The organism is Streptomyces sp. NPDC048349 (assembly GCF_040651925.1).
Taxonomy (GTDB): domain Bacteria; phylum Actinomycetota; class Actinomycetes; order Streptomycetales; family Streptomycetaceae; genus Streptomyces.
In genome coordinates, this window is the sequence record NZ_JBEZLA010000007.1 from 106,761 (window position 1) to 118,705 (window position 11,945).

Sequence of the window (11,945 nt, forward strand, 5' to 3'; positions counted from 1 at the left end):
TACCAGGCGACGGCCCCCACCGCCGTGCCGCCGGACAGCGCCCCGGGCGCCCCCGGCGGGCCCTACGACCCGGTGGTCGCGGCCCTGGGCCAGTTGGGCTCCCCGGTCGACTGCACCGGTCTGCGCAGCCTGGCGCTGGAGGGCCCGCTCGTGCTCTGGCTCGTCGTGCACGGCGAACTGGACCTGTTCGCCGTCGATGCCGCGCAGGCCGGGCACTGGCACTTCCTGGGCCGGCTGGACGCGGGCACGCTGCTGCTGGGCCCGGTCGACGGCCCCGAACACACCCTGGTCGCCCGGCCCCTGCAGGGCTGTCTGCTGCGCCGCATCGAACTGCGCGAGCTGCCCGCCCCCGACCACGGCGCGCCCTACCCGCACGGGTGGGCCGACCAGGCGGAGTACGGCGCCCCGGCGGCACACCACCCCAGCCCCCTCGAGGACGCCTTCGCACGCGGCATCGGCCGCGGCCTGCGCGTGCTCTACCAGGCACCGCTCGACGGCCGGGCCGGCTCCGGCCACGGCGCGGCCGACGAGGACATCCTGTGGATGCAGGTCACCCCGGGCAGCGTGCAGTACGGGGCCGTGTACGAGCAGGGCGCGGCCGGCACCCTCCTGCTCGACCCGGCCATGTGGCAGGGCATGGTCGACCAGCAGTACCGGCTGCTGTACGCCCTGGACCGCTCCATCGAGGAGCTCGAGCGCGTCCACGAGGACCGGATGGCGGCCGGCATCGAGGCGGGCCAGGCAGCCCGCAGCCAGGCGGACCGGACACTGCTGGCCTCCATCGGCCGCTCCGGCGGCCGCCGCGTCCACCGCGGGGCGAGCGTGGACGCGACCCTCGCCGTGTGCCGCCTCGTGGCCGGCGAGGCCCGCATCACCCTGTCCGAACCGGGGGGCGCGGCGCCCGGGCGGACCGACCCCGTCGAACGCGTCGCGCTCGCCTCCCGGGTGCGCACCCGCACGGTCCGCCTCGCCGGGCGCTGGTGGCGGGAGAACAGCGGCCCCCTGGTGGGCCGTCGGGAGCAGGACGGCGCCCCGGTCGCCCTGCTGTGGCGGCGCGGCCGCTACGAGGCGGTCGACCCCGCCGCCGGCACGCGCGAGCGCATCGACGCACGCGCCGCGGCCGCCCTCGAACCGCGCGCCGTCATGTTCTACCGCCCGCTGCCCGACGGTCCGCCGAGCCTGCTCGCCCTGCTCCGCTTCAGCCTGCGCGGCACCCTGCCGGAGCTGCGCGGCCTCGCCCTGGGCGGGCTGGTCGCCGTGCTGCTGGGCGCACTGGTGCCCATCGCCACCGGCCGGGTGCTCGGCCGGTACGTCCCCCAGGGCGAGAACGACCTCATCGTGCAGACCGCGCTGGCGCTGGTCGCGACCGGCGTGGTCGCGGCGGCCTTCATGCTGCTGCAGAACCTGTCGGTCCTGCGCCTCGAGGGCCGCATCGAGGCCACTGTGCAGCCTGCGGTGTGGGACCGGCTGCTGAGGCTGCCGACGGCGTTCTTCGCCGGCCGCTCCACCGGCGAACTGGCCGGAGCGGCCATGGGCATCAGCGCCATCCGCGGCATGCTGGCCGGGACCGGCTCGGTCTGCGTCCAGGCGGGCGCCGTCGCCGCGATGAACCTCGTGCTGCTGCTCGTCTACAGCGTGCCGCTCGCGCTCGCGGCGCTCGCCATGCTCGTCGTCGTCGCGGCCGTCTTCCTGGGCTTGGGGCTGTGGCAGCTGCGCTACCAGCGCCGGCTGATCACGCTCGGCAACCAGCTCAACAACCGGGCCTTCCAGACCCTGCGCGGGCTGCCCAAGCTGCGCGTCGCCGCGGCCGAGAGCTTCGCCTACGCCGCCTGGGCCCGGGAGTTCGCCCGTACCCGCGAGCTGCACCAGCGCGTCGGCCGGGTGCAGAACGTGAGCACCGTGCTGGGCGCGGTGTACCTGCCGCTGTGCACGCTGGTGATGTTCGTCCTGCTGGCCGGACCGGCCCGCGGGGCCATGTCCGCCGCCGAGTTCCTCACGTTCAGCACCGCCCTGACCATGCTGATGTCCTCGGTCACGCAGCTGACCGGCGCGCTCCTGTCGGTCGCCGCCGTGCTGCCGATGTTCGAACAGGTCAAGCCGATCCTGCGGGAGCCGCTCGAGGCGGACCGCGGGGGCATCGCGCCGGGCGAGCTGACCGGCGCCCTCGAAGCCAAGAACCTGTCCTTCCGCTACTCGGACGACGGCCCGCCGGTCCTGGACGGAGTCGACTTCCGGGTGCGGGCGGGGGAGTTCGTGGCGATCGTCGGGGCCAGCGGCTGCGGCAAGTCGACCCTGCTGCGGCTGCTCATCGGTTTCGACAAGCCGCTCTCCGGCAGCGTCCTGTACGACGGCCAGGACCTGGCGGCGCTCGACCAGGCGGCCGTGCGCCGCCAGTGCGGCGTCGTCCTGCAAAACGCCCAGCCGTTCACCGGCTCGATCCTCGACTGCATCTGCGGCTCCGAGGCGTTCTCGCTCGAGGAGGCGTGGGAGGCCGCCGCCATGGCAGGGCTGGCCGAGGACATCAAGGCGATGCCGATGGGCATGCACACCATGCTCTCCGACGGCGGCGCCACCGTCTCGGGCGGCCAGCGCCAGCGGCTGATGATCGCCCAGGCCCTCATCCGCAAGCCGCGCGTCCTGTTCTTCGACGAGGCCACGAGCGCGCTGGACAACGAGGCCCAGCGGGTCGTCATCGAATCCACCCGCACCCTGCGCGCCACCCGCATCGTGATCGCCCACCGGCTGTCCACGGTCATGGACGCCGACCGGGTGATCGCCATGGAGGACGGCCGCATCGTCCAGCAGGGCCCGCCCGCGCAGCTGCTCGCCGACCCGGCGGGCCTTTTCCACGAACTGGTCCGCCGTCAGCTGAGCTGACCCGGCGGACGCATTCCGGGCATCCCGGGCCGCGGAGCCCCTGGCGGGAGCCGCGGAGCCCCTGGCGGGAGCCGCGGTGTCCCGGCCACGTCCGCGCGTTCGTTCAGGGGTTCACCACGACGGCGCACTAGAATGGCGGGTTGTTTGCCGCCGAACCGGAACAACCCGGGCAAACCCGGACTCCCTCGGCGACCCGGACGTTTCCGGGAACGAGACGCGAGGGCAGATGGCAGCCACACCGGAGCGCGGCGAACCCACTCTGCTCGACCACGGGGCAGCGCCCGGTGGAGCAACGCTCGAAGAGCCCGGGAAATCCGCCCTGTTCACCGCCGGGCCGACCGCCCCGCCGCGCACCCTCGTCGACATCCTCGACGCCTCCGTACGGGCGTACCCCGACGAGCCCGCGCTGGACGACGGCTCCGCGCAGGTGACCTACCGCGCCCTGGCCGCCGAGGTCGAGCGCGGGCGGCGCGCACTCGCCGCCGCCGGAGTGGGCCTCGGTGACCGGGTCGGCGTACGCGTGCCCTCCGGGACCAACGAGCTGTACGTGTCCATCCTGGCCGTACTCGCCGCGGGCGCCGCCTACGTGCCCGTCGACGCCGAAGACCCGGACGAGCGGGCCGAGCTGGTCTTCGCCGAGGCCGGCGTACGGGCCGTACTGGGCACCGGCCGGCGCATCGACACCACGGGAGCCGCACACGCCGGCCCCGCCGCCCGGCCCGGCCCCGAGCACGACGCGTGGATCATCTTCACCTCCGGCTCCACCGGCAAGCCCAAGGGCGTCGCCGTCAGCCACCGCAGCGCCGCCGCCTTCGTCGACGCCGAGGCCGCGCTGTTCCTCGCCGACGAGCCGATCGGACCCGGCGACCGGGTCATGGCCGGCCTGTCCGTCGCCTTCGACGCCTCCTGCGAGGAGATGTGGCTGGCCTGGCGCTACGGCGCCTGCCTGGTCCCCGTACCCCGCTCCCAGGTGCGCAGCGGCGCCGACCTCGGCCCCTGGCTGGTGGAACAGGAGATCACCGTGGTCTCCACGGTGCCGACCCTGGCCGCGCTCTGGGAACCCGAAGACCTGGGCGAGGTCCGGCTGCTCGTCTTCGGAGGCGAGGCCTGCCCGCCCGAGCTGACCCAGCGCCTGGTCACCGAGGGCCGCGAGGTGTGGAACACCTACGGCCCCACCGAGGCCACCGTCGTCGCCTGCGCCGCGCTCCTGACCGGCGAGGACCCGATCCGGATCGGCCTGCCGCTGAACGGCTGGGAACTGGCCGTGGTCGACGAGTCCGGCGAGCCCGTGCCCATGGGCGGCAGCGGCCAGCTCGTCATCGGCGGCGTCGGCCTCGCCCGCTACCTCGACCCCGAGAAGGACGCCGAGAAGTACGCCCCGCTGGAATCCCTCGGCTGGCAGCGCGCCTACCGCAGCGGCGACCTCGTCCGCGCGGAGCCCGAAGGGCTGGTCTTCCTCGGCCGCGGCGACGAGCAGATCAAGCTCGGCGGCCGCCGCATCGAGCTGGGCGAGGTCGACGCCGCGCTCCAGGCCCTGCCCTGCGTGGCCGGCGCAGCCGCCGCCGTACGCACCGCACGCAGCGGCAACCAGCTGCTCGTCGGATACCTCGTCACCCAGGAGGGCTGGGACCACGCGGCGGCCGTGGAGCGGCTGCGCGCCGAACTGCCCGCGGCCCTCGTACCCCTGCTCGCACCCGTCGAGGAGCTGCCGACCCGCACCTCCGGCAAGGTCGACCGCGACGCGCTGCCCTGGCCGCTGCCGGAAGCCGAGGCCGGCGGCCCCGCCGAGCAGCTGTACGGCACCGAGGCCTGGCTCGCCGAGCAGTGGACCGAGACCCTCGGAGTCGCCGTCACCGGCGCCGCCGACGACTTCTTCGCCATCGGCGGCAACAGCCTCGCCGCGGCCCGGCTCACCACCCGGCTGCGCGCCCGCTACCCGAGCGCGGCCGTACTCGACATCTACCAGCAGCCCACCCTGCGCAAGCTGGCCCGGCGGCTGGAGAAGTCCGCACAGGACGACGGCAGGGCCCGGACCGTCGCGCCGGTCCCGCTGCGCGCCCAGGTGATCCAGACGGCCTTGCTGCTCCCGCTGTTCACCCTGGTCGGCCTGCGCTGGACGGTGGCGCTGCTGGCCCTCGGCAACGTCCTGCACCGGCTGGGGCCCTGCCCGTGGGCACCGACCGCCCCCTGGTGGCTCGTCGCCGCGGGCGCGGCGCTGCTCTTCAGCCCGCCCGGCCGCCTCGTGCTCGCCGCGGGCGGCGCACGCTTGCTGCTGCGCGGGGTCAAGCCGGGCCGCTACCCGCGCGGCGGGAGCGTCCACCTGCGGCTGTGGACGGCCGAGCGGCTGGCCGAGTACACCGGCGCCACCTCCCTGACCGGCTCCTGGTTGCAGCGCTACGGCCGCGCCCTCGGCGCCAGGATCGGCCCCGAGGTGGACCTGCACTCCTTGCCGCCGGTCACCGGCCTGCTCAAGCTCGGCCGCGGCTGCGCCGTGGAATCCGAGGTGGACCTCTCCGGGCACTGGCTGGACGGGGACCGCCTCGAGATCGGCGCGGTCAAGGTCGGAGCGGGCGCGGTCGTCGGCACCCGCAGCATGCTCTTCCCCGGCGCACGCGTCGGCAAGCGGGCCGAGGTGGCCCCCGGCTCCGCCGTGGCCGGACAGATCCCGACCGGCCAGCGCTGGGCCGGAGCGCCCGCCGGCAAGCTCGGCAGGGCCAAGCACAACTGGCCCAAGGAACGCCCGCCGCGCGCGGCCCACTGGCGGGCCGTGTACGGGGCGACCGGCCTGTGCCTCACGGCCCTGCCCGCGCTCGCCATCCTCCCCGCCCTGCTCGTGATGAGCCGTTTCGTGCCCGCCGGCGCCGGGCTCGGTGCGGCCCTGCGCGGAGCGCTGTTCGCCGTGGTGCCCGGGGCGCTCGCCTTCGGCTGCGCCTACGCCCTGCTCCTGCTGGGCTGTGTACGCCTGCTCAGCCTCGGGCTGCGGACGGGAACCCACCCGACCCACAGCCGGATCGGCTGGCAGGCCTGGACGGTCACCCAGCTGATGGACCTGTCCCGGGACACCCTCTTCCCGCTGTACGCGGGGCTGATCACACCGGTGTGGCTGCGCCTGCTCGGCATGAAGATCGGCCGGGGAGCGGAGGTCTCCACGGTGCTCGCGCTGCCCAGCCTCACCACCGTGGGCGAGGGCGCGTTCCTCGCCGACGACACCCTTACCGCGCCCTACGAACTGGGCGGCGGCTGGATGCGGATCGGACACTCCGAGATCGGCCGCCGGGCCTTCCTCGGCAACTCCGGAATGACCGCGCCCGGCCGTACCGTCCCGGACGACGGTCTCGTCGGCGTGCTGTCCGCCACCCCGAAGAAAGCGAAGAAGGGCAGCTCGTACCTGGGCCTGCCGCCCGTCCGGCTGCCGCGGTCCACCGCCGACGCCGACCAGAGCCGCACGTACGATCCGCCCCTGCACTTGCTGTGGGCGCGGGGGCTGGTGGAGCTGTGCCGGCTCGTGCCGGTCTTCTGCTCGTCCGCCCTGGCCGTACTGACCGTGGCGGCGCTCTGCGCGCTCAGCGGCAGCGGCGGTCTGGGGATCGGGGGGACCGCGCTGCTGTCCGGAGCGGTGCTGCTCGCCGCCGGCTTCGCCGCGTGCGCGGTCTCGGTGGCCGCGAAGTGGCTGCTGGTGGGCCGCCACCGGGCGGGTGAGCACCCGCTGTGGAGCGGCTTCGTGTGGCGCAACGAGCTGGCCGACACCTTCGTCGAGGTACTGGCCGTGCCGTGGCTGGCCGGATCGGTGCCCGGCACGCCGCTGATGGCCCTGTGGCTGCGCGGGCTGGGGGCCCGGATCGGCCGCGGCGTGTGGTGCGAGAGCTACTGGCTGCCCGAAACGGACCTGGTGGAACTGGGTGACGCGGTCAGCGTGAACCGCGGATGCGTGGTGCAGACACACCTCTTCCACGACCGGATCTTGAGGACGGATACTGTGGTCCTCCGCGAGGGCGCCACCCTGGGCCCGGGCGGAATCGTCCTGCCCGGGAGCACGGTCGGGGCCCGCAGCACCCTGGGTCCCGCCTCCCTCGTGATGGCCGGGGAATCCGTGCCCGCCGACTCCCGCTGGCTGGGCAATCCGATCGAGGCGTGGCGGTCCTGACGGGGCCAGAACGGAAGCGGCAGTGAACGGCCAGCACACAGCGGCAGCGGACCCGTACTTCCCGGCCAACGGCGACTCCCGTTACCGCGTGCACCGGTACGAACTCGCTCTGGAATACCGTCCCGGCCCCAACCGGCTGACCGGGACGGCCCGGCTCAGCGCCATCGCCGGACGGGCGCCGCTCGCGGAGTTCCACCTGAACCTGGCCGAGTTCAAAATAGGCCGGGTCCTGCTCAACGGCCGGGCCCCGCACTACACGCACCGCGGCGGCAAGCTCCGCGTCCGGCCCGCCAAGCCGCTGCCGGCCGGTGCCGCGTTCACCGTGGAAGTCCACTGGGCGGGCAACCCCAAGCCGGTGCGCAGCCCCTGGGGCGGACTGGGCTGGGAGGAACTGACCGACGGCGCGCTGGTGGCCAGCCAGCCGGTCGGCGCCCCTTCCTGGTACCCGTGCAACGACCGGCCCGCCGACAAGGCCTCGTACCAGATCTCGGTCAACACCCCCTCCGCCTACACGGTGGTCGCCGGCGGCCGCCTCCTCACCCGGACCACCAAGGCCAGCACGACCACCTGGGTGTACGAGCAGTCCGCGCCGACCTCCAGCTACCTGGTCGGCCTGTCCATCGGCATGTACCAGACCGTGCTGCTCGGCGACCCCGGACTCGGCGGCGTCCCGCAGAGCGCCCACGTACCGGCGCACCTGCTGCCGCGGTTCTCCCGCGACTTCGCGCGGCAGCCGGCCATGATGCAGCTGTTCGAGGAACTGTTCGGGCCCTACCCGTTCGGCGAGTACGCGGTGGTCGTCGCCGACGAGGAACTGGACGTCCCGGTGGAAGCCCAGGGCCTGTCCCTGTTCGGCGCCAACCACGTGGACGGGGTCCGCGGTTCGGAGCGCCTCATCGCCCACGAACTGGCGCACCAGTGGTTCGGCAACAGCGTGACCGTCGCCGACTGGCGGCACATCTGGCTGAACGAGGGCTTCGCGAAGTACGCCGAGTGGCTCTGGTCGGAGCGCTCCGGCGGCCGCACCGCGCACGAGCTGGCGACGGCGGCGCACCGGCTGCTGGCCTCGCAGCCGCAGGACCTGCGGCTGGCCGACCCGGGCCGCAAGCTGATGTTCGACGACCGGCTGTACCAGCGCGGCGGCCTCGCCGTGCACGCGGTCCGCCGCGCCCTGGGCGACTCCGCGTTCTTCCGCATGCTGCGCGACTGGGCCGGGGTGCACCGCCACGGCGTGGTGACCACCGACGCGTTCACCGCTCACGTGGCCCGCTACGCCACCGAGCCGCCGGACGGCCTGCTGGCGGCCTGGCTGCACGAGCCGGCGCTGCCGCCGCTGCCGTAGGCCGGGCCGCTCGCGACGCAGGGGCGACATGGCACTGCCCCGCCGTCCCCCAAGGGGGCGGCGGGGCAGTGCCGTTGCGCAGTTGCGCGGTTGCGCCGCTGCGCCGCAGGCCGATCAGCCCAGGACAGGGGCCGGTTGCGCCACCGCAGCATCGGCTTCGGCCGTACGCGGAGCCAGGAGCCGCTGGGCCAGCACGCCGAACACGATCGCGAACACCGCCCAGAGCACGACCTGCACGGCCAGCGAGGCGACCCGGAACTCCCACAGCAGGGCCGCGGGGAAACCGGCCTTGACCGCGTCGTCGTTGTCCGGCAGGAACGCGAACGCGAGGCCGACGGCGACGACGAAGCCGGCGCCGGCGGCCAGGCTCGCGTTCCAGTTGCCCAGACGCGGGGCCAGCCGACGGCCCGCGATGACCGCGCCGACGCCGAGCAGCACGCTGAGCAGGATCATCAGGAAGAACAGCGTGGTGCGCTGCCCGATGGTGTCCGGGTTCCCGACGGCCGGGGGAGTGGCGGGGTACTTCAGGAACGGCACCAGGTAGACGGTGGTGAAGGCCGCCGCCGCGGTGAGGGCCGCCGTCGCCCGCGGGCTGAACCCGCCCACGCGCCCGAGGGCGAAGGAGAACGCCAGGGCCGCGATGCCGCCGAGGGCGACACCGTAGACGAGGACACCCGTGGCCAGACCGGCGGTCGACTGCACCGGCCGGCTGACCAGTTCCTCCTCCTCTTCCTCCATCGCGGCCGCGCCGCCGTGCCCGGCGTGCGCGCTCGCCGCGTCCTGGGCGGCCTGGGCCTCCTCCACGGCGATCGAGCCGTTGACGGGCGGCTCACCCACGACGTAGGCGACGGCGAAGGCGAAGAGCCCGGCGATCAGGCCGGCGAGCATGCCACGGACCAGGAGCACTCTGACAGTTGAGGCGTACATGTGCGCGGCCTCTCAGTGGCAGGGGAAGCCGAGCAGATGACGACCGTCGTGCACCCACTCGTGCACTCCGGCACCGGAGAACACGGACGTGGCGCCCTGCTCGGCGCCGACGAAGTACAGGGCGACGAGCATCAGGAGCCCGACGAAAAGGGCCCAGGGCAGTACCGCGCGCACGGGCAGCGGGGCCGGCAGGGAGCCGGAAGGGGTGGGGATGGCGGTGGAGACGACAGCCTCGGCCATGGTGGAACCTCCTCGGGGAACACGCGTCCCAGTACGGTGGTGCAGGACGACGGTCCGCGGGTCTGACTCGCCGCGACGCACCCCGAGGGGTGCCACCGCAGCACACAGTGGCGCGACCATGCCGGATTCACACCGGACTTCCGTCTCGCCGTCGTCACTCTGTTGAAATGTCGCCCGACCGTACCGCGTGCCGCACCCATCGCCAAGGGCGTGAGGCCCGCATCACTTCCGCACGCCCCCTCAGTAGGGTGGCGGCCCGTTGACTTCCGAAGACCGCGACCGCAAAGGCCCCGATGACAGTCCGGCTGACCCTGATCTCCCCCGCGACGAGCGAAGCCCTGCGCGAAGTCCGGTTCGACGACGAGAGCCCCCTCGATCCGGCGGGCACCGCCCGCGCCGAGGCCGCCGCCGCCGCGATCGCCCCGCCCACCCGCGCGTACACCTCCCCCTCGCTCCGCTGCCGCCAGACGGCCCGGGCCCTGGGCCTGCGGGCGGAGCCCTCGGCGGAACTGGCCGGCTGCGCCATGGGGCGCTGGCGGGGACAGACCCTGGACGCGGTCGCCGCCGCCGAGGCGGACGCCGTCGCCACCTGGCTGGCGGACCCGACCGCGGCACCGCACGGCGGGGAATCGCTGCGGGACGTACGGATCCGGGTCGCCGCCTGGTTCGACGCCCTGTCCGACCCGTCCGACGGGTCCGAACACATCACGGCCGTCGTGGAACCCGACGTGATCCGCGCGGCCGTGCTCCACGCCCTGGCGGCACCCGACGAGGCGTTCTGGCGCATGGACGTCCGCCCCCTCACGGCGCTCCACTTCACCGGCCGCGCGCAGCGCTGGAACCTGCGCATCGGAAGCACGCCGTAGCGACCGGCCGGGAGGGGTGCCGTGGGTCCCTCGTTCGCCCGTCACCGGTCGCGGAGTCGTGAACGGCACGGAAGGGTTGGTGCGCGAGCGGACCGCCTCGCACCCCCACCGAAGGAGGGCCGTCATGGCCGACAAGAATTCCAACAAGAAATCGAAGGTCGATGTCGAGCTCGACGATCAGGGACGGGTCATCCTCACGGACCCCGAACTCGCGAGCAGGCTGCAGGGAATGGCTGCGGGAAGCCGGGTCCGGCGCAGCACCCCGATCATCAACATCAACTGCCCTTGCGGTCCGCCGGAGATGTAGCCGTCCGGGCACCGAGCGGGCCTGCTGCCCGGCCGCGCCACACCCGGCAGGGCACGCAGGCCCGCGCAGGGCCGGTCCGCCCACGCAGACATCCCTGCGTACATCCGTACGTGCATTCGACTCGACGTCAGGGCGCGACCATGAACCAGACACCCCCTCTCCCTTCCTCTTCCCCTCCTCCCCCTTCCCCGTCCCCCTCGCCCTCCCCGCTCCGCGATGGCGCGACTTTCGAAGACGAACTCGCCGCCGCGCTCACCGACCGATCGCTGCACCTGATCGTGCTGCCCACCGAGCAGTGCAATTTCCGCTGCACCTACTGCTACGAGGACTTCGCGATCGGCCGCATGCAGCCGCCGACCGTCCAGGGCATCAAACTCCTCCTCGCCCGTCGGATGGGCGATCTCCGCAATCTGAACGTCTCGTGGTTCGGGGGCGAACCCCTCCTCGCGCGGACGATCGTGGAGGACATCTCCTCCTTCATCGTCGATTCGATGTCGGCCGCGCCGCATCTCGACTACGCCGGTGACGTGACCACCAACGGCTACCACCTGGACGTTTCCACGGCGGAGAGGTGGGAGCGACTGGGCATCCGCTCCTACCAGATCTCACTCGACGGCCCGGAAGCGGTGCACGACACCACGCGCCGCAGAGCCAACGGCGGCGGGTCCTTCCAGCAGATCTGGAGCAACCTCCTCGCCCTTCGCCGGAGCAGCCTGCCGATCCGCATTCTCCTCCGTATTCACCTGACCCCGGCCAATGTGCCGTCCATGCGGGAATTCCTTCCGGAACTCCGGGACACCTTCCTCGAAGACGACCGATTTTCGGTACGGCTCAAGCCGATCGAGAAGCTGGGCGGGCCGAACAACGACGGCATCGACGTCCTCGACCGCGAAGCGCGCGACCGCATCCACGACGATCTCAGCAGCCTGCTCCGGACGGGCGCGCCCGCCCGCGCGGGCGGGACCCGAACGGAACCCTGCTACGCCTCGCGCCCGAACTCCCTGGTGATCCGCGCGAACGGGAGCATCGGCAAGTGCACGGTGGCCCTCGGCGACCCGTCCAACACCATCGGCCGGATCAGGCCGGACGGCGTCCTGGAGATCGACGGCGACCAGCTCTCCCCGTGGGTGCGCGGCTGGACGGGCCAGGACCGGGCCGCGCTGACCTGCCCGTACGCCGGCCTGCCGCGCCCTCCGCGAGAACTCTTGCACATCGGCACGCGGCCCCCCGGCTGACACCGGG

Annotated in this window: 8 protein-coding genes and 1 riboswitch; of the genes, 6 read left to right on the forward strand and 2 right to left on the reverse strand. The window is 73.5% G+C overall.

The genetic code is table 11. The features are described 5' to 3' along the window. Window positions 1–24: 24 nt before the first annotated feature. The 3 genes from AB0D44_RS06610 to AB0D44_RS06620 all read left to right on the forward strand — a co-directional run bounded on the left by AB0D44_RS06610 (window position 25) and on the right by AB0D44_RS06620 (window position 8,363). The gene (locus tag AB0D44_RS06610) at window positions 25–2,877 is read left to right on the forward strand and encodes an NHLP bacteriocin export ABC transporter permease/ATPase subunit (RefSeq protein ID WP_362585478.1); all 2,853 of its coding nucleotides are present in this window, start codon (window positions 25–27) and stop codon (window positions 2,875–2,877) included. 226 nt (window positions 2,878–3,103) lie between these two features. Continuing rightward, window positions 3,104–7,021 (forward strand): Pls/PosA family non-ribosomal peptide synthetase, encoded by a 3,918-nt coding sequence (locus AB0D44_RS06615; protein ID WP_362585358.1) that lies wholly within the window; start codon window positions 3,104–3,106, stop codon window positions 7,019–7,021. Window positions 7,022–7,043: 22 nt separating this feature from the next. Continuing rightward, window positions 7,044–8,363 carry a M1 family metallopeptidase gene (locus tag AB0D44_RS06620; RefSeq protein WP_362585361.1) on the forward strand — a complete coding sequence of 440 codons (1,320 nt, stop codon included), beginning with the start codon at window positions 7,044–7,046 and terminating at the stop codon, window positions 8,361–8,363. A 114-nt stretch (window positions 8,364–8,477) separates the two neighbouring features. On the opposite strand, the gene AB0D44_RS06625 is transcribed toward AB0D44_RS06620, so the two are convergent. Both AB0D44_RS06625 and AB0D44_RS06630 read right to left on the reverse strand, forming a co-directional pair. Continuing rightward, window positions 8,478–9,290 (reverse strand): CbtA family protein, encoded by an 813-nt coding sequence (locus AB0D44_RS06625; protein ID WP_362585368.1) that lies wholly within the window; start codon window positions 9,288–9,290, stop codon window positions 8,478–8,480. A 12-nt stretch (window positions 9,291–9,302) separates the two neighbouring features. Beyond that, entirely contained in the window at window positions 9,303–9,530 is a 228-nt protein-coding gene (locus AB0D44_RS06630; RefSeq protein ID WP_215145784.1) for a CbtB-domain containing protein, read from the reverse strand. A gap of 60 nt (window positions 9,531–9,590) precedes the next feature. Beyond that, window positions 9,591–9,672, reverse strand: a riboswitch (cobalamin riboswitch). A gap of 151 nt (window positions 9,673–9,823) precedes the next feature. Here AB0D44_RS06630 and AB0D44_RS06635 point away from each other — a divergent pair. The 3 genes from AB0D44_RS06635 to AB0D44_RS06645 all read left to right on the forward strand — a co-directional run bounded on the left by AB0D44_RS06635 (window position 9,824) and on the right by AB0D44_RS06645 (window position 11,938). Then, complete coding sequence (locus tag AB0D44_RS06635) at window positions 9,824–10,396, forward strand: histidine phosphatase family protein (protein ID WP_362585372.1); 573 nt, start codon at window positions 9,824–9,826, stop codon at window positions 10,394–10,396. Window positions 10,397–10,520: 124 nt separating this feature from the next. Then, window positions 10,521–10,703, forward strand: a complete 183-nt coding sequence (locus tag AB0D44_RS06640; RefSeq protein ID WP_362585375.1) for a hypothetical protein — start codon at window positions 10,521–10,523, stop codon at window positions 10,701–10,703. Between the two features lie 140 nt (window positions 10,704–10,843). Beyond that, window positions 10,844–11,938, forward strand: a complete 1,095-nt coding sequence (locus AB0D44_RS06645; RefSeq protein ID WP_362585378.1) for a radical SAM protein — start codon at window positions 10,844–10,846, stop codon at window positions 11,936–11,938. Window positions 11,939–11,945 lie beyond the last annotated feature (7 nt).

What these genes read in the sequence shown, in the direction of transcription:
- AB0D44_RS06630 (WP_215145784.1), bottom strand. Translation starts at nt 9,530, where the DNA reads ATGGCCGAGGCTGTCGTCTCCACCGCCATCCCCACCCCTTCCGGCTCC.
- AB0D44_RS06635 (WP_362585372.1), top strand. Translation starts at nt 9,824, where the DNA reads ATGACAGTCCGGCTGACCCTGATCTCCCCCGCGACGAGCGAAGCCCTG.
- AB0D44_RS06615 (WP_362585358.1), top strand. Translation starts at nt 3,104, where the DNA reads ATGGCAGCCACACCGGAGCGCGGCGAACCCACTCTGCTCGACCACGGG.
- AB0D44_RS06645 (WP_362585378.1), top strand. Translation starts at nt 10,844, where the DNA reads ATGAACCAGACACCCCCTCTCCCTTCCTCTTCCCCTCCTCCCCCTTCC.
- AB0D44_RS06640 (WP_362585375.1), top strand. Translation starts at nt 10,521, where the DNA reads ATGGCCGACAAGAATTCCAACAAGAAATCGAAGGTCGATGTCGAGCTC.
- AB0D44_RS06625 (WP_362585368.1), bottom strand. Translation starts at nt 9,290, where the DNA reads ATGTACGCCTCAACTGTCAGAGTGCTCCTGGTCCGTGGCATGCTCGCC.